At 65.1% G+C, this 17,712-nt stretch carries 20 protein-coding genes; 16 read left to right on the top strand and 4 right to left on the bottom strand.

Annotated features, from left to right (window positions below; genetic code table 11):
* Nucleotides 1–90: 90 nt before the first annotated feature.
* Nucleotides 91–687, bottom strand: coding sequence for an SGNH/GDSL hydrolase family protein (locus Q0K09_RS02160; RefSeq protein ID WP_294472288.1), 597 nt, complete (start codon nt 685–687; stop codon nt 91–93).
* A 192-nt stretch (nt 688–879) separates the two neighbouring features.
* Entirely contained in the window at nt 880–1,572 is a 693-nt protein-coding gene (gene sfsA / locus Q0K09_RS02155) for a DNA/RNA nuclease SfsA (RefSeq protein ID WP_294472287.1), read from the bottom strand.
* 225 nt (nt 1,573–1,797) lie between these two features.
* Between sfsA and rpsF the strand changes: the two genes are divergently transcribed.
* The 11 genes from rpsF (at nt 1,798) to Q0K09_RS02100 (ending at nt 12,560) form a co-directional block, all read left to right on the top strand.
* Nucleotides 1,798–2,097 (top strand): 30S ribosomal protein S6, encoded by a 300-nt coding sequence (rpsF, locus tag Q0K09_RS02150; protein ID WP_294472286.1) that lies wholly within the window; start codon nt 1,798–1,800, stop codon nt 2,095–2,097.
* Between the two features lie 12 nt (nt 2,098–2,109).
* A complete protein-coding gene (locus Q0K09_RS02145; RefSeq protein WP_294472285.1) occupies nt 2,110–2,607 on the top strand; it encodes a single-stranded DNA-binding protein in 498 nt (165 codons plus the stop codon).
* Nucleotides 2,608–3,008: 401 nt separating this feature from the next.
* On the top strand, nt 3,009–3,248 hold the full coding sequence (gene rpsR / locus Q0K09_RS02140) for a 30S ribosomal protein S18 (protein WP_294472283.1): 240 nt from the start codon (nt 3,009–3,011) through the stop codon (nt 3,246–3,248).
* 141 nt (nt 3,249–3,389) lie between these two features.
* Nucleotides 3,390–3,866: a GNAT family N-acetyltransferase gene (locus Q0K09_RS02135; RefSeq protein WP_294472280.1), complete on the top strand. Its 477-nt coding sequence runs from the start codon at nt 3,390–3,392 to the stop codon at nt 3,864–3,866.
* A gap of 172 nt (nt 3,867–4,038) precedes the next feature.
* Complete coding sequence (locus Q0K09_RS02130) at nt 4,039–4,815, top strand: hypothetical protein (protein ID WP_294472278.1); 777 nt, start codon at nt 4,039–4,041, stop codon at nt 4,813–4,815.
* A 91-nt stretch (nt 4,816–4,906) separates the two neighbouring features.
* A complete protein-coding gene (locus tag Q0K09_RS02125) occupies nt 4,907–5,320 on the top strand; it encodes an EamA family transporter (protein WP_294472276.1) in 414 nt (137 codons plus the stop codon).
* 25 nt (nt 5,321–5,345) lie between these two features.
* Complete coding sequence (gene uvrA, locus Q0K09_RS02120) at nt 5,346–8,171, top strand: excinuclease ABC subunit UvrA (protein ID WP_294472274.1); 2,826 nt, start codon at nt 5,346–5,348, stop codon at nt 8,169–8,171.
* 89 nt (nt 8,172–8,260) lie between these two features.
* Nucleotides 8,261–8,494, top strand: a complete 234-nt coding sequence (locus Q0K09_RS02115; protein WP_294472272.1) for a hypothetical protein — start codon at nt 8,261–8,263, stop codon at nt 8,492–8,494.
* 471 nt (nt 8,495–8,965) lie between these two features.
* Nucleotides 8,966–10,369 (top strand): diguanylate cyclase, encoded by a 1,404-nt coding sequence (locus Q0K09_RS02110; protein WP_294472269.1) that lies wholly within the window; start codon nt 8,966–8,968, stop codon nt 10,367–10,369.
* A 90-nt stretch (nt 10,370–10,459) separates the two neighbouring features.
* Nucleotides 10,460–11,149 (top strand): tRNA (N6-threonylcarbamoyladenosine(37)-N6)-methyltransferase TrmO, encoded by a 690-nt coding sequence (tsaA, locus tag Q0K09_RS02105; protein WP_294472267.1) that lies wholly within the window; start codon nt 10,460–10,462, stop codon nt 11,147–11,149.
* Between the two features lie 52 nt (nt 11,150–11,201).
* Complete coding sequence (locus Q0K09_RS02100; RefSeq protein WP_294472265.1) at nt 11,202–12,560, top strand: DHHW family protein; 1,359 nt, start codon at nt 11,202–11,204, stop codon at nt 12,558–12,560.
* 290 nt (nt 12,561–12,850) lie between these two features.
* Here the strand turns inward: Q0K09_RS02100 and Q0K09_RS02095 are convergent, their stop codons facing one another.
* Nucleotides 12,851–13,138, bottom strand: coding sequence for a hypothetical protein (locus tag Q0K09_RS02095; RefSeq protein ID WP_294472263.1), 288 nt, complete (start codon nt 13,136–13,138; stop codon nt 12,851–12,853).
* 260 nt (nt 13,139–13,398) lie between these two features.
* Between Q0K09_RS02095 and Q0K09_RS02090 the strand changes: the two genes are divergently transcribed.
* The 5 genes from Q0K09_RS02090 to Q0K09_RS02070 all read left to right on the top strand — a co-directional run bounded on the left by Q0K09_RS02090 (nt 13,399) and on the right by Q0K09_RS02070 (nt 16,352).
* On the top strand, nt 13,399–13,731 hold the full coding sequence (locus Q0K09_RS02090) for a helix-turn-helix domain-containing protein (RefSeq protein ID WP_294472261.1): 333 nt from the start codon (nt 13,399–13,401) through the stop codon (nt 13,729–13,731).
* Between the two features lie 159 nt (nt 13,732–13,890).
* Entirely contained in the window at nt 13,891–14,289 is a 399-nt protein-coding gene (locus Q0K09_RS02085; protein ID WP_294472259.1) for a hypothetical protein, read from the top strand.
* 128 nt (nt 14,290–14,417) lie between these two features.
* Entirely contained in the window at nt 14,418–14,924 is a 507-nt protein-coding gene (locus tag Q0K09_RS02080) for an SDR family NAD(P)-dependent oxidoreductase (RefSeq protein ID WP_294472257.1), read from the top strand.
* Nucleotides 14,842–15,123, top strand: coding sequence for a transporter substrate-binding domain-containing protein (locus Q0K09_RS02075; protein WP_294472255.1), 282 nt, complete (start codon nt 14,842–14,844; stop codon nt 15,121–15,123). Before Q0K09_RS02080 ends, Q0K09_RS02075 begins: the two co-directional genes overlap by 83 nt.
* A 68-nt stretch (nt 15,124–15,191) precedes the next feature.
* A complete protein-coding gene (locus Q0K09_RS02070) occupies nt 15,192–16,352 on the top strand; it encodes a MalY/PatB family protein (RefSeq protein WP_294472253.1) in 1,161 nt (386 codons plus the stop codon).
* A 12-nt stretch (nt 16,353–16,364) separates the two neighbouring features.
* On the opposite strand, the gene Q0K09_RS02065 is transcribed toward Q0K09_RS02070, so the two are convergent.
* Nucleotides 16,365–17,624, bottom strand: a complete 1,260-nt coding sequence (locus tag Q0K09_RS02065) for a competence/damage-inducible protein A (RefSeq protein ID WP_294472252.1) — start codon at nt 17,622–17,624, stop codon at nt 16,365–16,367.
* Between the last annotated feature and the right edge of the window lie 88 nt (nt 17,625–17,712).

Below are 17,712 nucleotides of genomic sequence, written 5' to 3'. Positions count from 1 at the left end.
GGCTTTCAGGCCCGGAAAAGGCTGCTGAGAACCGCCGGTTTGATGGCTTTCAGCAGCCTTTTTCTCAGGTCTTTGCCGGGGGCGGACTGCTCAGCCTTTGTCCATCTGCGCCAGCACCAGGGGGAGGAGGAGCTGGGCCACCTTGGTGTGGGCCTGGGCAGACAGGCAGCCCTGGGAGGCGGACTTCCCGCAGCACCGGCGCTCCGGACCGTCCCGGAAGGGGGCGCAGAGGTCCACAAAGGGGATGCTGAGCTGGTCGCACAGGCTGGAGAGGGATTCGTTCCAGACCGGCAGGCGGGCCTGGAGCTCCGGGCCCGCCGCCTCCTGGGAGAACCAGGGAATGCCCAGCAGGATCAGGGGAAGGTGGGCATCCGCCGCCTGGTCCAGCACGTCGGAAATCTCCGAGAGGAACTCGCCCAGGGGGACCTCCAGCTTCTTGACGTCGTTGGAGCCGAAGCCCAGGATGCACAGGCTTGCCCCCGCCGCCGCCTCGGAAAACCTTTCCATGGCAAAGTCGCCCTGGACGCCGGGACGGCCCTGGTTTTCCACCTGGACGTCCCGCCCCCGGGCCCGGAGCAGCCCCTCCAGCTTGGCGGGCCAGGCGTCCTCCAGGGGGCCGATTTTCCCGGTGTCCCCCAGGCAGCAGCAGGTGTTGGAGTCGCCGAAGGCGACGATTCGGTAGGCCATCTTCCTTCCCCTTTCTCCCGGGCCTCCAGAGGCGGGAGGCCGGTGTCCGTATTCGGCTTGGCTGCCGCTGTCCATCATACCACAGCCGGGCCCGCCGCGCAATGCCGGGGGCCGAAGTTCTGGCTCACAGCTGGATGGAACCACAGCCATGCGCCCAGCGGACAACGGGCCGGCGGAGCCTGCCGGCCGGGTTCAGACCGGCCCCAGGTCGGCGGGCACCGGGGCGTCCAGCCACAGCTCCCCCGGCGTCACCCGGCAGTCGCGGACCAGCACCTCCACCCCGGCCTCCGCCGCCGCCCGGAGGGCCGCCCCAAAGGCGGGGTGGGTCGCTTCATTGGGCCGGAAGAGGACGGGGCCCTTCATCTGAAGCACGAAGCAGACGGCGCAGGCATACCCCTCCCGCCGGGCGGCGGCGAGCTCCTCCAGGTGGCGGACCCCCCGCTCCGTGGGGGCGTCGGGGAAGGCGGCCACGCCGTCCTGCTCCAGGGTCACCCCCTTGACCTCCACGAAGCCCCGGCGCTCCGGCCCCGCCTCCCAGTAGAAGTCAAAGCGGGAGCGCCCCCAGGCCGTCTCCGGCTTCAAAAGGGTGAGACCGGGGACAAAGCGCCCGGCGGCGGCCCACTCGCCGAAAACCCGGTTGGGGGCCTGGGCGTCCATGTTGATGAGGAGGGGCCCCTTCTCCACGGCGATGAGGTCCCAGGCCGTCTTCCGGGCGGGATTGGTCCCAGGGGCCAGGTAGACCTGGGCCCCTGGCGTCAGCAGCTCCCGGCAGCGGCCGGTGTTTTTCACATGGACCGTCTCGGTCCGCCCCTCCAGATCCACCTCCGCCACAAAGCGGTTGGGCCGGCGAAGAAACCGGGCCGCCTCCACCCTGCCGTAGCGCATACCGCTCCCCCCTGTCCGGGGCGGTGGTCCCGCCCCTATTCTCTGTCATCATAGCAGGTCCCGGCGGGAATGGCAAGATTGTCCGCGTCCACGGCCCAAAAATGAGAAATTTCTCTTGACAAATCCATGAATTTGTATATAATAATGTAGCTTGTTTCCAAACAGGCGTCATCCTTGCCCCCGCATGGGCGCGGGGGCCATATGTCCATAAGGAGGTGCAAAACTATGGCAAAGATCAACGGCAATTACGAGGTGGTTTACATCCTCGACCCCGCTCTGGGTGAGGAGGCCACCGCCGCCATGGTGGCGAAGTTCAAGACCATGGCCGAGGCCCGGGGTACCGTGGCCGAAGTGGATGAGTGGGGCAAGCGCCGCCTGGCCTATCCCATCAACGACCTCAACGAGGGCTACTATGTGCTCATGACCTTTACGGCAGACGCCGCCTTCCCTGCCGAGCTGGACCGCGTGCTGCGGATCACTGACGGCGTGATGCGCTCCATGATTGTCTGCAAGGACGAGCAGTAAGAGGGCCCTGCCATGCTCAACAAAATTTTCCTCCAGGGCCGGCTGGTGGCCGACCCGGAAATGCGCCACACCACCTCCGGGGTGGCTGTGACCTCCTTCCGCCTGGCGGTGGACCGGGACTACAAGGACCGGGAGACCGGCGAGAAGAAGGCCGACTTCATCAACATTGTGGCCTGGCGGAGTACCGCCGAGTTTGTCTCCCGGTTCTTCTCCAAGGGCCGCATGGCCGTGGTGGAGGGCCGCCTGCAAATGCGGGACTACACCGACCGGGACGGCAACCGCCGCGTCGCCGCCGAGGTGGTGGCCGACAATGTCTACTTCGGTGACTCCAAGCGGGACGGCGAGGGAGGCTACGGCGGCTATCATGGCGGCGGTTACGGCGGCAGCTACGCCGCGCCGGCGGCCCCCGCCCCCAGCGCCCCTGTTCCGCCTCCGGCCTACTCCGCCCCCATGGGCGGCGGGAACCAGTTTGCCGAGGTGGAGGATGACGACGGCGATCTCCCATTTTGATGCTCTGCATCAAAATGGGACCCCAAGATTTTTGACATCCTCGGGCGGAGTGAATCCGCCCTGCGGCAAGGTTTTGGCCTCCGGCCAAAACGCTTGTACGCCGCACCTGCGGCGTCCCCGCTTGCGCGGGGGCCCGGATGCTTCCCATCAAAATGGGACCCCAGGATTTTTGACATCCTCGGGCGGAGTGAATCCGCCCTGCGGCGTCCCCGCTTGCGCGGGGGCCCGGATGCTTCCCATCAAAATGGGACCCCAAGATTTTTGACATCCTCGGGCGGAGTGAATCCGCCCTGCGGCAAGGTTTTGGCCTCCGGCCAAAACGCTTGTACGCCGCACCTGCGGCGTCCCCGCTTGCGCGGGGGCCCGCCCCTACTGAAATTACGATAAGGAGGGTATCCACCATGCCTATGGATCGAGATCGTCCCCGCGGACGGAAGCGCCGCAAGGTTTGCAGCTTCTGTGTGGACAAGGTCGAGCACATCGACTACAAGGACGCCGCCAAGCTGCGCCGGTTCCTCTCTGAGCGCTCCAAGATTCTGCCCCGCCGGACCACCGGCACCTGCGCCATGCACCAGCGCCAGCTCACCCAGGCCATTAAGCAGGCCCGCCAGATCGCCCTGCTGCCCTTTGTCACCGACTGAGCTCGGCAGGCATCCAAAGAGATCAAACATGGTTCCCATGTACGCCGGTATGTGGGAACCATGTTTTTTCACATGCGGCCAAAGCCGCCGCCATCCAATCCGCCGCCAGCTCCAGAAAATCCATTTGGGGAGGCATCGCCCATGCGTATCCGTCCATTCCAGCCATCGGACCTGGAGTCCGTCCTGGACCTCTGGCTCTCCGCCAACCTCAGCGCCCATGCCTTTCTTCCGGCCTCCTACTGGACCTCCCACCGGGAGGCGGTGGGGGAACTGCTGCCCCAGGCGGAGGTCTGGGTCTGTCAGGGCGCGAATGGCGCCCTCCTGGGCTTCGCGGGCCTCACCGGGGCGTACCTGTCTGGACGCTTCGTGGCGGAGGGGTTCCGCTCCCAGGGGGTGGGCAGGGCCCTTCTGAACCATGTCAAGGCCCGGCACGTCCGCCTGACCCTCCATGTCTACCGGAAAAACTGCGGGGCCCTCCGCTTTTACCGGCGGGAGGGCTTCCGCCTTCAGGCCGAGGAGCGGGAGGCGGCCACCGGGGAGCCGGAATTTCTCCTGGCCTGGGAGGCCCCACCGGAAGCAGTCCCCCTTTCGGACCGGGTTCCCAGCCCAACCCCGTGAAACGTCCCACAAAGCAAGAGCCCGCACCACCGGCTCCGTAGTGAGAATGGCGGACAGAAAACACGGAACTGCTTTGAAAACTAAGGAGATTGTGATACAATAAGGGGGGTGCAATCCGGCGGTTCTTTTTCCGGCGCCCCCGCCTGAATGGGAAACCGAGGAGGTATGCCCCATGGAGACCTGGAAATCCCTGTCCCGGCTGCCCAGAGTCCTGCTGGTCCTCCAGGCGGCCATGCTGGTCATCTTTACCATATTGTACCCCCTGGTGTCCAGCCGGGAGGGCATTTTCTACCGGGGCGCCCTGCTGGTGCGCTCCGAGGGGGCGGGCTCCACCCGCTACGCCGGGCGGCTGGAGGGCCGGCGGGCCGTCTTCACCGTCTCCCCGGCGGGGGAGGTGGCCTACCGGCTGGGAGACACGGCCTACGGCCCCTACGCCGTGGCCCTGGACTCCTCCGCCGTGCCCCAGGGCCATGAGCTCTCCGATGTGCTCACCGGCGTGGAGGTACGGGAGGGGGACGAAATCCTCTTCCGGGGCGGCTGGTGGTACCGCAGCGGCTTCACCTGGCTGGTGTGGGAGGACGGGCGGGAATGGGACACCTTTGCCGTCACGGTCTCCGCCGGCGGCCAGACCTATGACCTCTCGGAAGAGGCGGCGGAAGACCCCGACGCCCCTGCGGTCTCCTTCCTCCTGGAGCTGGTCCTGGAGCCGGAGCTCACCCACCGGGGCGTCTGGACCCTCTACTTCCTGGGGCTCTTCTGCTCGGCGCTCGGGGCGGCCGCCATCTGGTTTGCCGACCCCCTGTTCCGCTGGAACCTGCGCTTCCGCATCCAGGACCCGGAATCGGCGGAGCCCTCGGAGTGGGAGCTCTTCAGCCGGAAGGCGGGCTGGTGCTTCCTCACCGGCCTGGCCCTATTCGCCTATCTGGCGGGGCTCTTCTTGACCCCCTGAGGTCCCATGGGACCGGGCGGAAAACCGCCGCGTCCCTGTTCCAACCAACTCTGGTCCACCGGAGCATCCTGAAAAAAGGAGGCGCTTTGCCATGTGGATTTGGTTTGCCCTGCTCTCGGCGGTCTTTGCCGCCCTGACCTCCATTCTCGCCAAGATCGGCATCGAAAACGTGGACAGCAATCTGGCCACCGCCATACGGACGGCTGTGGTGCTGGTGATGGCCTGGGGCATTGTCTTTCTCACCGGCAAGCAGCACGGCATATCCGATATTGCCCCCCGGAGCTGGCTCTTCTTGGTCCTCTCCGGCCTGGCCACCGGGGCGTCCTGGCTCTTTTACTACCGGGCCCTCCAGCTGGGAGAGGCCAGCAAGGTGGCCCCCATTGACAAGCTCAGCGTGGTGCTGACCATGGTGCTGGCCTTTGTTATCCTCCACGAGACGGTGACGGTGAAGGGCATCCTCGGCGGCGCTCTGATTGCTGTGGGAACCCTGATTTTAATTTTGTGAAAACCTAAAGGAGCACGACAAGTCTATGTTGGACCACATTTCCGTCAAGGGCGCCCGCGCCAACAACCTGAAAAACATCGACGTCACCATCCCCCGGGACAAGCTGGTGGTGCTCACCGGCCTGTCCGGGTCGGGGAAGTCCTCCCTAGCCTTCGACACCATCTACGCCGAGGGACAGCGGCGGTATGTGGAGTCCCTGAGCTCCTACGCCCGGATGTTCCTGGGCCAGATGGAGAAGCCCGATGTGGACTACATTGACGGCCTCTCCCCCGCCATCTCCATCGACCAAAAGACCACCTCCAAGAACCCCCGATCCACCGTGGGGACGGTGACGGAGATTTACGACTACCTCCGGCTCCTGTGGGCCCGGGTGGGCACCCCCCACTGCCCCAAGTGCGGCAAAGAGATCCAGCAGCAGACCATCGACCAGATCATCGACCAGGTCATGGCCCTGCCGGAGGCCACCCGGGTCCAGGTCATGGCCCCTGTGGTCCGGGGCAAGAAGGGGGAGCACCAGAAAATCTTCGAAGACGCCCGGAAGTCTGGTTACGTCCGGGTCCGGGCGGACGGCTCCCTCTACGACCTCACCGAGGAGATCAAGCTGGACAAGAACAAAAAGCACTCCATTGAGGTGGTGGTGGACCGGCTGGTGATCCAGCCCGACGTCGCCCGGCGGCTCACCGACTCGGTGGAGACCGCCTCAGGCCTCTCGGGGGGGCTGGTGCTCATCAACATCGTGGGGGAGGACCGGGACATCCTCTTCTCCCAGAACTACGCCTGTGAGGACTGCGGCATCTCCATCGAGGAGCTCTCCCCCCGGATGTTCTCCTTCAACAACCCCTTTGGGGCCTGCCCCACCTGCACCGGCCTGGGCGCCCAGCTCAAGGTGGACCCCGCCCTCATCCTTCCCAACCCCTCCCTCTCCATCCTGGAGGGGGCCATCACCGCCTCGGGCTGGAACAACGTCAAGGGGGACTCCATCTCCCGGATGTACTTCGAGGCCCTGGCCAAAAAGTACGGCTTCAAGCTCACCACCCCGGTGAAGGACCTGCCCCCGGAGGTGATGGACGTGATCCTCTACGGCACCAAGGGGGAGAAGCTCAAGCTCACCTACGACCGGGCCAACGGCCAGGGGACCCTGATGCAGGCCTTCGAGGGGGTGGTGAACAACCTGGAGCGCCGCTACCGGGAGACCCAGTCCGACGCCATGCGCCGGGAGCTGGAGGAGTGCATGAGCCAGCGGCCCTGCCCCGACTGCGGGGGCCGGCGGCTTCGGAAGGAGGCTCTGGCCGTCACCGTGGGGGACATCGACATCGACGCCTTCTGCCACAAGTCGGTGACCCAGGCCCTGGACTTCATCGGCCATCTGGAGCTCTCCCCCCAGAAGATGCGCATCGCCGAGCGGATTCTCAAGGAGATCAAAAACCGCCTGGGCTTCCTCCAGTCGGTGGGACTCCAGTACCTGACCCTCAGCCGGGCGGCGGCCACCCTTTCCGGAGGAGAGAGCCAGCGCATCCGCCTGGCTACCCAGATCGGCTCCTCCCTCATGGGGGTGCTCTATATCCTGGACGAGCCCTCCATCGGCCTCCACCAGCGGGACAACGACATGCTCCTGGACACCATGAAGCACCTCCGGGACCTGGGCAACACCCTCCTGGTGGTGGAGCACGACGAGGATACCATGCGCGCCGCCGACTATATCGTGGACATCGGCCCCGGGGCCGGGGTCCACGGCGGGGAGGTGGTGGCCTGCGGCACCGCCGAGGAGATTATGAACACCCCCGGCTCCATCACCGGGGACTACCTCTCAGGCCGCCGGAGCATCCCCGTGCCGTCGGAGCGCCGGACGGGCAGCGGCCACAGCCTCACCATCCGGGGGGCGGCTGAGAACAATCTGCGCCATGTGGACGTGTCCATCCCCCTGGGGACCTTCACCTGCGTCACCGGGGTCTCTGGCTCCGGCAAGTCCTCCCTGGTGAACGAAATCCTCTACAAGCGCCTGGGGGCCGACTTAAACCGGGTGAAGGTCCGCCCCGGCAGGCACGACGCCCTGGAGGGGGAGGAGTTTCTGGACAAGGTCATCGACATCGACCAGTCCCCCATCGGCCGGACCCCCCGGTCCAACCCCGCCACCTACACCGGCCTCTTCAACGACATCCGGGACCTCTTCGCCTCCACCCCCGACGCCAAGGCCCGGGGCTACGGGCCGGGGCGGTTCTCCTTCAACGTCCGGGGGGGCCGGTGCGAGGCCTGTGCCGGGGACGGCCTCATCAAGATCGAGATGCACTTCCTCCCCGACATCTACGTCCCCTGTGAGGTATGCAAGGGCAAACGGTACAACCGGGAGACCCTGGAGGTGCGCTACAAGGGGAAGAACATCTACGAGGTCCTGGAGATGACGGTGGACGAGGCCCTGCCCTTTTTTGAAAACCTGCCCCGGATTTACAACAAGCTCCAGACCCTCCGCGATGTGGGCCTTTCCTATATCAAGCTGGGCCAGCCCTCCACCGAGCTCTCCGGCGGCGAGGCCCAGCGGGTGAAGCTGGCCACCGAGCTGGCCAAGCGCTCCACCGGCAAGACCATCTATATCCTGGACGAGCCCACCACCGGGCTCCACACCTACGACGTCCACAAGCTCCTGGAGGTCCTCCAGCGCCTGGTGGACCTGGGGAACACGGTGGTGGTCATCGAGCACAACCTGGACGTCATCAAGACCGCCGACTACCTCATCGATCTGGGCCCCGAGGGGGGCGACGGCGGCGGGCGGGTGGTCTGCACCGGCACCCCTGAGGAGGTGGCCGCCTGCCAGGCGTCCTACACCGGACAGTATCTGAAAAGAGCGCTGGAATAGCGGGGTCAGGGGCTTCCTTTGGGCCGGAAGCTCTCCCACAGGCCCAGCCCCGTCCGCAGGCCCAGCACAAAGGCCTGGAGGTGGCTGGCATGGCGACATCCCAAAAGGCTGTCAATCAATACCGGCAGAAGAATTATTATACCTTCTCGGTCTCCGTTCCTGCACGATACAGAGAGGCGATCAAAGCCGCTGCCGCCGGACGGGGCGTGTCGGTGTCCCGGCTGGTGTGCGATCTTTTGGGGCGGGAGCTGGGTCTGGACCTGGCTTTGGACGGCGTTTTTCCTGGCGCAAAAAAAGCGGAAGATCCCTTAGGGCTTGTTTGAAACATGTCAACATGCCCAACCGGCGGGTCTTTTGTCCCCTGGACGGCGCAATTTTTCCTTGAAATCCGCCAGGATTCCTGGGTCAAAATTGCTTGCCAGCGGCCCAAAATCCCTCGCTGCCGGACACATCGCCAATTTTCAAACAAGCCCTAGTACTCCACACGGGTCCTTGTGCGCCCCTTTGGAAAGGAGCTCTTCTATAAGCATCTTCGACATCATGGGCCCTATCATGATAGGCACGGGGCCCACTCAATTCCAATACTTTGGGCGGAAGGCTTCGCCGCCAACCTGTGCGCTCTTCGGCGAATATTACAATATTTTGTAAAAAACTCCATATTTTTATCTAATATGGTAAGTTTTATCTTGCGCCCGGCCCTGTGCTGTGATAAAATGAGACCACAAAATACGCGGACGGGAAGATCGTGGCCATCCTGTGCGAGTCTGCCTCCGCATTTAGAGGGGGCAAGTGCTATGTGCAACGGGAAGCGCTCGGCCTATGAGGCCCTGGACCAATTTTTCCATGCCTATCTGGTGGAGCGGGACCTGGAAAAAACCCTCTCCCTGCTGACGGAGGACCTCTACAGCCTGGGCGCCGGCGCGGAGGAGGTGGCCGTCAGCCAGGCGGAGTTCGCCGCCCTGCTCCGGGAACAGTTTTCCGCCCTGCCCGGGCCCATCCACTACCAGATCAGCCGTTATCACGAAAAGGAGCGCGCCCCCGGCCTCTGGGACTGCCTGTGCCAAATGACCACCACCCTGGCGGCCGACGGCGGCCGAGTGATCGAGTTCGCTGCCCGCTTCACCGCCAGCCTTCAGGAGCGGGATGGGAGGCTGCTGATCGCCTCTCTCCATATGTCGGAGGCCAGCTCCAACCAGGCCGCCGGGGCGTTCTTCCCTCTGCGCTTTGCCGACTGTGCCGCCCAGGCGCTGGAGGCGCCGGCCCAGCTGGGGCTGGTCTCTCTGCTGGGGGAGCTCCTCCCCGGGGGCGTCATCGGGGCCTATCTGGAGGAGGGCTTCCCCTTCTACGCCGTCAACGACACCCTGCTGGACATGCTGGGCTACACCCACGAGGAGTTTCTGGCCGCCACCGGCGGACTGGTCAGCAACGCTGTCCATGTGGACGACCGGCCCATTCTGGACAGCCTGTTCTCCCAGCTGGCCTTTCGGAAGGGCCGCTATGAGCTGGAGTACCGTATGAGGAAGAAGGACGGGGATTACCTCTGGGTCTATGAGACGGGCAAGCGTATCGTCACGCCGGAGGGCCGGGATGCCGCCATCTGCCTGGTGTCGGATATGACCGAGCGGGTGCGGCAGCAGGAGCTTCTGCTGCGGGAGGCCCGGCTGGACCCCCTCACCGGCGTCTACAACCGCAGGGGTGGGGAGGAGCAGATTGCCCGGGCCCTGAGGGAGGACCTGCCCTGGATGTTCCTCCTGCTGGACATCGACTTTTTCAAACAGGTCAACGACCTCTACGGCCATCAGGAGGGGGACAGGCTCCTGTGCTTTGTGGCCCGGCACATCAAGGCCGGTTTTCGGAGCGGCGACATCATTCTGCGGCTGGGGGGCGACGAGTTCGGCGTCTTTATCCAGCCCTGCACCGGTCCGGAGGTCATCCGGCAGAGGCTGGAGGAGATGGGGCGGCAGTACCATGCGGAGATCCAGGCCCGCTATCCCCTCAGCGGCTCCAGCCTGTCCTTTGGGGGCGTCTACGGCAGCGGCCCAGCCGCCTTCTCCGCCCTGTACCAGGAGGCCGATCTGCTCCTCTACGGCAGCAAGCAGCATGGCCGGGGCCGCTACCAGCTCCGGCCCCTGGACCGCAACCGCCCCGCCCTGCGGGGCAGAACCACCCGGCCGGCGATATCCGGCCCGCAGGAATAGCCCCCCTCGCGGCGGCTTGCGCAGCCCTTACCGGACCGGCGGCCCTGTCCCCCGGAAACTCACCCCGCCCCGGCGGGAGAAGGAGGCCCCATGGACCTGCCCCCTCTCAAATGCGTGGCCCGCATCCGCAGCGACTTTCCCACCAAATTCGGCATTCCCCGGCAGAGCGGCCTGGTGGAGGCCCTCCGGGCCACGGTGGTCTTTGAGCCGGACTACCGGGACCCCGCCGCCCTCCGGGGGCTGGAGGGCTTTTCCCACCTCTGGCTGCTCTGGCTCTTTTCAGCCTCGGTGCGGGAGGGCTGGTCCCCCACCGTGCGCCCGCCCCGGCTGGGGGGCAACGTCCGCATGGGGGTCTTCGCCACCCGCTCCCCCTTCCGGCCCAACCCCATCGGCCTTTCGTCAGTGCGGCTGGAGAAGGTGGACCTCCACACCCCGGAGGGTCCGGTGCTGGTGGTCTCCGGGGCCGACCTGATGGATGGCACCCCCATTCTGGACCTCAAGCCCTACCTCCCCTACGGCGACTGCCACCCCGACGCCTCCGGGGGCTTTGCCGGCGCCGGCGGCGGGGCGCTTCTGGAGGTGGCCTGCCCGGAGGCCCTTCTGACCCGGATTCCCCCGGACAAGCGGGAGGCCCTGCTGGGGGTCCTGGCCCGGGATCCCCGCCCCCCCTACCAGAACGGCACGGATCGGGTCTACGGCATGGCCTTTGCCGGATGGAACGTCCGCTTTACGGTGGACGGCCCGGTCCTCACCGTCCGGGAGATCCAGCCCCTGGCGTGAGGACCGCCCGCAGCAGACATCCTGGGGCCCAGCCCCGGAAAGGAGACTTCCCTTGCGGACACACAGCAATTCCGGCGCGGTGCTCTTCCTGGCGGCCACCGCCGCCGGGGGAGCCCTGTTGCTCACCGGGCTGACGAATACAGCCCCGGAGCGGACAGGGGTACGGCTCCCCCAGCGGAACGTGGGGGCCTATACCGCCGCCGCACCCTTACACTATGCCCGGAGCGCCCCGGACCAGGGGGGTTATGGCCTGCCGGCGGAGACCGAGCCGGCCCTGGAACACGTCCAGGACTTCCTCTCCACAGCGGACGCTGCGGCCAACAGCGCCCTGGACCGGGGGCACCTCTTCATCCAGCTCTATGGCGGGGTGCAGGCCCTCTCAGACCGGACGGTGGTGGAAGACGTGGACCCCCAGTATTCAGTGGTCAAGCTCTCCGACGGCGCCCTGACCTTTGTAAACGCCGAGCCCCTGGACGTCTCGGAGCACGGCCGGGCGGCGGCCCGGCTGGCCCTGGCCCTGGAGGACCGGGAGATCCCCCTGCTCTACGTCCAGGCCCCCCAGAAGCTCCAGGCCGGTGATCCCCGGCTGCCCGAGGGGGTGACGGACTACGGCGACGACTACGCCGACCAGGTGCTGGCAGTGCTGGAGGAACAGGGGGTCCCCACCCTGGACCTGCGGGAGAGCTTCGCCGCCACCGGGCGGGACTGGTCTTCCTTCTTCTTCCGCACCGACCACCACTGGACCCCGGAGGCCGCCTTTCTGGCCAACCAGGACCTCTGCCGGCGGCTGGAGGCCGATTTTGGATGGGACTTCCCCGACCGAAACACCGACCCTGGCAGCTTCCGGCGGAGCACTCTCTCCGACTGGTTCTTGGGCAGCCAGGGCAAGCGGGTGGGTTCCCTCTACGGCGGCGTGGACGATTTCGAGGTGTGGACCCCGGCCTTTGACACAGATTTTACCTATTCGGTGCCCTTTTACGACCTGGAGCGCACCGGGCCTCTGGAGGAGTCCATCCTCTTTCCGGAGCGGCTGGAGGAGCTGGACTGGTTCGGGGGCAACCCCTACACCTTCTATGCCGGCGGGGACTACCCCATGGCCACCATTACCAACCACGACAACGAGGACGGACCCCGGATCATGCTCCTGCGGGACTCCTACGCCTGCGTGCTCACCCCCTTCCTGGCCCTGAACTGCTCCGAGCTCATCACCATCGACCTGCGGTACTTCCAGGGCGACCTGCTCACCTATGTGGGCTGGCTGGAGCCAGACCTGGTGCTGGTGATGTACACCGCCGGGAGCACCGCCCTGGACACCCTTTTTGACTTCTTCTCCGACACCCCCCAGCCCTTCTACCAGTCTATGCCCCCCGCCGCTGAAAAGCCCGCCCTGGGCGGGACAGGAGGGGGCTGAACCTCAGCCGGACGCCCCGCGAACGCGAAGGGGACCGGACCCGAAGGCGGGAAGCCCTCGGGTCCGGTCTCTGTTGTTTCTTCGGACAGTGGCCGGTCAGAATTTGCCGTTGCCGTTCTGCCAGGCGTAGGGCTTGTTTGAAAACTGGCGATGTGTCCAGCAGCGAGGGATTTTGGGCCTCTGGCAAGCAATTTTTTCGCAGGAATCCTGGCGGATTTCAAGGAAAAATTGCGCCGTCCAGGGGACAAAAGACCCGCCGGTTGGGCATGTTGACATGTTTCAAACAAGCCCTAGGCCTCGGCGATGGTCTCCATCACATCCCAGTGATCGGCGATCTTGCCGTTTTCCACCCGCCACAGGTCGTAGCAGCTGGTGGGCGCACCGCCGTAGGCGCCCTCGCTCACCGCCAGGACAAAATTCCCCTGTGCCAGAACCATGTGGGTCTGGTCGTAGACCATCTGGATGCCCTGTTCCGCCAGAGCGGCCAGGGCGGCATTCAGGCCGGAGACCCCGTCGGCAGGGACAGCGCCGCCGCCAGGGACAGGGCTCCGATTTTCTTGGTATGCTTCATCTTGCATCGCTCCTTTTGGGCTGGTATCCGGCGGGGCTTTCCCGACCTTGGGTCTGTATCATACCCCAGACAGAGACCGTTGAAAAGTACGCACAATCTTGTGGGATAGGCAGCAGAAGGTAACAAATGGACCGTTACCAAGCGGAACCCTTTGAGCCGCCGCCAAAATTTTTTAGAATTCCCATTTGCCCCTTGACACCGGTTTGGGCGTAACGGTAAAATTGGCGCATACAGCCCAGAGAGATTCCGATAAGGGGGAACTGTGTGATGGCAGCTGTAACCAAGGCTCTCCCGGCCTGCCCTGTGGAGACCACCCTGACACTGATCAGCGACAAATGGAAGGTGCTGGTGCTCCGGGACCTGATACCCGGAACCAAGCGCTTTGGCGAGCTGAAAAAATCCATTGGAACTGTGAGCCAGAAGGTCTTGACCGCCCAGCTCCGGGAGATGGAGCAAAGCGGACTTCTGACCCGCACCGTCTACCCGGAGGTCCCGCCCCGGGTGGAGTACACCCTGACCGAGCTGGGGCGCAGCCTGAAACCGATCCTGGACGCCATGTACAGCTGGGGCGAGGAGTATCAGGCCAAACAGGAGGAGTAAGCCCCGCCGGAATCGGAAGGATGCCCTGAGGCGTTTAGGGCTTGTTTGAAAAATGTCAACATGCCCAACCGGCGGGGCTTTTGTCTCCTGAGCGGCGCAATTTTTTGAAGTCCGTCCCGACTCCTGCAAAAATTGCATGCCAGCAGGCTAAAATCCTCAATGCTGGACACATTGCGATGGTTCAAGCAGGCCCTGGCGCTCGGTTTGAACCATCGCAATAGACCGATAAAAGGCATAGAGAAAACCTATCGGAACAAATTTGTAATAAGTATTTTACATATGATATCTGCTGTGGGATACTATGGGCAGGGAAACAGCGCCACGTTCCAACGGGACGCCTCCATAGAAAAGGAGCAGACGCAAGATGGAAGAGCAGATGTTAGGGCTTGTTTGAAAAAAGTCAACATGCCCAATCAGCGGGTCTTTTGCCCCCTGGACGGCGCAATTTTTCCTTGCAATCCGCCAGGATTCCTGCGAAAAAATTGCTTGCCAGAGGCCCAAAATCCCTCGCTGCTGGACACATCGCCAATTTTCAAACAAGCCCTAGGGCTTGTTTGAAAAAAGTCAACATGCCCAATCAGCGGGGCTTTCGCCCCCTGGACGGCGCAATTTTTCCTTGCAATCCGCCAGGATTCCTGCGAAAAAATTGCTTGCCGGCGGCCCAAAATCCCTCGCCGCTGGACACATTGCTATTTTTCAAACAAGCCCTAGCGGGAAAGACGGCCATCATCACCGGGTCCAGCTACGGCATGGGGCAGACCATGGCCGAGCTGTTCGCCCAGGAGGGGGAGGCGGTGGTCCTCACGGCCCGGCACCAGGAGAAGCTGGACCAGGTGGTGGAGAACATCCGGGCCAAGGGCGGCAGGGCCGTGGGCGTGGTGGCCGACGTATGCTCCACCGAGGACACCAAGCGGGTCTTTGAGATGGCCCTGAAGGAATTCCGCGACGTGGACATCCTCATCAACAACGCCGGCATCGGCGAGCAGAAGCTCATCGACGAGACTGACGACGACTGGATGATGTATGTCATGAATACCAACCTGGGCGGCCCAGAACCTGACCAGCAGCTGGGGACAGGAGGCGGAGGGCTACGGCGCGGAGCTGGTCAGCGTGGACTCCGTGGCCGAGGGCGTCGAGCTGGTTCTCAGCGGCCGGGCCGACTGTATGCTCAACGCGGAGACGGCCTTCTATGACTACATGAACAAGCACCCGGATACCCCGGTCAGGATCGTGGCGTCCACCGACGCCACCACCTCCTCCCAGATTCCCGTTCCCAAGGGCAATGAGCGGCTGGTGGCCGCCATCAATGAGGCCCTGGAGGAGATGCGGGCGTCCGGCGCGCTCTCGGAGCTGTCGGAACAGTATTTTGGCACAGATATTACCACAGAATAGCCCCCTCCCATCCCGACGGCGGCCGGCCGTCGGGATGGGAGGGGCTATTTGGAAAGGGGAAAGAGCGTATGCAGTATGATTTTGACCAAGTGGTGGACCGCCGGGGCACCCATGCCGCCAAATGGGATGTGGCCGGGCACGAGCTGCCCATGTGGATTGCGGACATGGATTTTCTCACCGCGCCGGAGATCATCGCCGCCGTCCGGGACAGGGCCTCCCACGGGATCTACGGCTACACCGATGTGCCGGAGGCGTGGTATGACGCCATCCTCGGCTGGTGGCGGGACCGGCACGGCTTTCACATGGAGCGGGACTGGCTGATATTCTCCACCGGCGTGGTGCCCACCATCTCCAGCGTGGTGCGCAAGCTCACCACGCCGGGGGAGAATATCCTGACCATGACCCCGGTATACAACATTTTCTTCCACTCCATTGAGAACAACGGCAGGAGGGTGCTGGAATGCCCGCTGCCCTACCGGGATGGGACGTACGGGCTGGACTGGGCGGACCTGGAGGGAAAGCTGGCCGACCCGCAGACCACCATGCTGATCCTCTGCAACCCCCACAACCCCGTGGGGACCATCTGGGACCGGGAGACCCTGGCGCGCGTCGGCGAGCTGTGCTGGAAGCACCATGTCATGGTCCTCTCCGACGAGATCCACTGCGATCTGACCGACCCCGGCTGTGACTACCTCCCCTTCGCCTCGGTGTCGGAGCACTGCCGCCAGAACAGCATCACCTGCATCGCCCCCACCAAGGCCTTCAATCTGGCGGGGCTTCAGACCTCAGCGGTGGTGGTGCCCGACGGCGTCCTGCGGCACAAGGTCTGGCGGGCCCTCAACACCGACGAGGTGGCCGAGCCCAACTGCTTCGCGGCGGAGGCGGCCATCGCCGCCTTTACCCGGGGCGGCCCCTGGCTGGATGCCCTGCGGGCCTACCTGGCGGAGAACAAGGCCCAGGCCCGGGACTTCCTGGCCCGGGAGCTGCCCCAGGTCCGGCCCGTGATCTCCCACGGCACCTATCTGCTGTGGCTGGACTGCGGGGTGGTAACCGGGGACTCCGGGGCGCTGGCCCGGCAGATCCGGGCGCAGGCCGGCCTGTGCCTCTCCCCGGGCAACGTCTACCGGGGAAATGGGGCGCGGTTTCTGCGCATGAACCTGGCCTGCCCCCGCAGCCGGATGCTGGACGGCCTCCAGCGGCTCAGGGACGGGATACGCCGCAACGGGTAAAGGGCAGGCCCGTCAGTCCAGGGGCAGGCCAGTGAGAGAACGCCGGACCTGGTCGAAGGCGTGGAGGGCGGCCCGGTTTCGGACCCCGGCCCGGCCAGAGGCCCCCAGCCGGAGTTCCCGGACGTGGCAGAAGTCCGGCCCCGCCAGGGCCACATACACCAGCCCCACGGGATTGCCCCGCTCGTCGGTGTCCGGCCCCGCTACCCCGGTGGTGGAGACGGCCAGGCCGCAGTCCAGCACCCGCCGGGCCCCCTCCGCCATGGCCTGGGCCACCTGGGGGGAAACCGCCCCGAACTGGTCCAGCAGCGCCTGGGGGACCCCCAGGACGCTGTGCTTCACGGCGTTGGTGTAGCTCACCACTCCGCCCCGGAAGACCGCCGAGGCGCCGGGCAGGTCGGTCATGCGCTTGGCGATGAGGCCGCCGGTGCAGGATTCGGCGGCGCCGAAGGTAAGCCCCCGGTCCTTCAGGAGGGCGAAGACGGCGCTTTCCAGGTTCTTGACGTCGGCGCCGTAGACCACATCCCCCAGCAGGGCCCGGAGCTGCGCCTCCACCGGGGCGATGAGGGCCCGGGCCTCCGCCTCACTGGGGGCCTTGGCGGTGATGCGCAGCTCCACCTCCCCCTCTTTGGCGTAGGGGGCCAGGGTGGGGTTGGTCATAGCGTTCATCTGCTCCCGCAGAAGGGCCTCCACAGAGGACTCCCCCATGCCGAAGATCTTCAGGGTCCGGGAGACAATGGCGCCGTCGGAGAGGGTGCGCAGGTAGGTCAGGGCCCGGTGGGTGAACATGGCCCGGCACTCTCTGGGGGGGCCGGGGAGCATGATTACATGGACCCCCTGTGCCTGAAAGGCACAGCCCGGGGCGGTGCCCCAGTCGTTTTCCAGGACGGTGCAGCCCTTGGGGAGCATGGCCTGCTGGAGGTTGTTCTCCGTCATGGGCCGGGTGGGGTGGAGCCGCTGGAAGTAGCCGGCGATGCGCGCGGCAGAGGGCTGGTGAAACTCCAGGGGGAGGCCGAAGGCGTCGGCCAGGGTCTGTTTGGTGAGGTCGTCGCAGGTGGGACCCAGGCCGCCAGTGGTGATGAGGATGTCGGCGCGGCCCTTGGCGATGTCCACAGCGGAGCGGAGGCGTTCGGGGTTGTCCCCCACCACGGTGTGATAGTAGACGTTGATGCCCAGGGCGGACAGGCCCTGGGAGATCATCTGGGCGTCGGTGTTGGCGATGCTGCCCAGCAGCAGCTCGGTGCCCACAGCGATGAGCTCGGCAGTATGAGACATGGTAAAGACCTCCAATCGCCAACACCGGCGCCGGCGGCGAGTGCCGCCGCAAATACGCAGCGCAGCGAAGCATTTCCGCAGGGCGAAT

The sequence above is a fragment of the uncultured Intestinimonas sp. genome, from assembly GCF_944387725.1.
Lineage (GTDB): Bacteria > Bacillota > Clostridia > Oscillospirales > Oscillospiraceae > Intestinimonas.
The sequence above is the reverse complement of the archived record's forward strand: the minus strand, read 5'-3'. Positions and strand labels throughout refer to the sequence as shown.

Coding starts and splice junctions, on each gene's coding strand:
- Q0K09_RS02160 (WP_294472288.1), bottom strand. CDS start 687: ATGGCCTACCGAATCGTCGCCTTCGGCGACTCCAACACCTGCTGCTGC.
- sfsA (WP_294472287.1), bottom strand. CDS start 1,572: ATGCGCTACGGCAGGGTGGAGGCGGCCCGGTTTCTTCGCCGGCCCAAC.
- rpsF (WP_294472286.1), top strand. CDS start 1,798: ATGGCAAAGATCAACGGCAATTACGAGGTGGTTTACATCCTCGACCCC.
- Q0K09_RS02145 (WP_294472285.1), top strand. CDS start 2,110: ATGCTCAACAAAATTTTCCTCCAGGGCCGGCTGGTGGCCGACCCGGAA.
- rpsR (WP_294472283.1), top strand. CDS start 3,009: ATGCCTATGGATCGAGATCGTCCCCGCGGACGGAAGCGCCGCAAGGTT.
- Q0K09_RS02135 (WP_294472280.1), top strand. CDS start 3,390: ATGCGTATCCGTCCATTCCAGCCATCGGACCTGGAGTCCGTCCTGGAC.
- Q0K09_RS02130 (WP_294472278.1), top strand. CDS start 4,039: ATGGAGACCTGGAAATCCCTGTCCCGGCTGCCCAGAGTCCTGCTGGTC.
- Q0K09_RS02125 (WP_294472276.1), top strand. CDS start 4,907: ATGTGGATTTGGTTTGCCCTGCTCTCGGCGGTCTTTGCCGCCCTGACC.
- uvrA (WP_294472274.1), top strand. CDS start 5,346: ATGTTGGACCACATTTCCGTCAAGGGCGCCCGCGCCAACAACCTGAAA.
- Q0K09_RS02115 (WP_294472272.1), top strand. CDS start 8,261: ATGGCGACATCCCAAAAGGCTGTCAATCAATACCGGCAGAAGAATTAT.
- Q0K09_RS02110 (WP_294472269.1), top strand. CDS start 8,966: ATGTGCAACGGGAAGCGCTCGGCCTATGAGGCCCTGGACCAATTTTTC.
- tsaA (WP_294472267.1), top strand. CDS start 10,460: ATGGACCTGCCCCCTCTCAAATGCGTGGCCCGCATCCGCAGCGACTTT.
- Q0K09_RS02095 (WP_294472263.1), bottom strand. CDS start 13,138: ATGCAAGATGAAGCATACCAAGAAAATCGGAGCCCTGTCCCTGGCGGC.
- Q0K09_RS02090 (WP_294472261.1), top strand. CDS start 13,399: ATGGCAGCTGTAACCAAGGCTCTCCCGGCCTGCCCTGTGGAGACCACC.
- Q0K09_RS02085 (WP_294472259.1), top strand. CDS start 13,891: ATGCTGGACACATTGCGATGGTTCAAGCAGGCCCTGGCGCTCGGTTTG.
- Q0K09_RS02070 (WP_294472253.1), top strand. CDS start 15,192: ATGCAGTATGATTTTGACCAAGTGGTGGACCGCCGGGGCACCCATGCC.
- Q0K09_RS02065 (WP_294472252.1), bottom strand. CDS start 17,624: ATGTCTCATACTGCCGAGCTCATCGCTGTGGGCACCGAGCTGCTGCTG.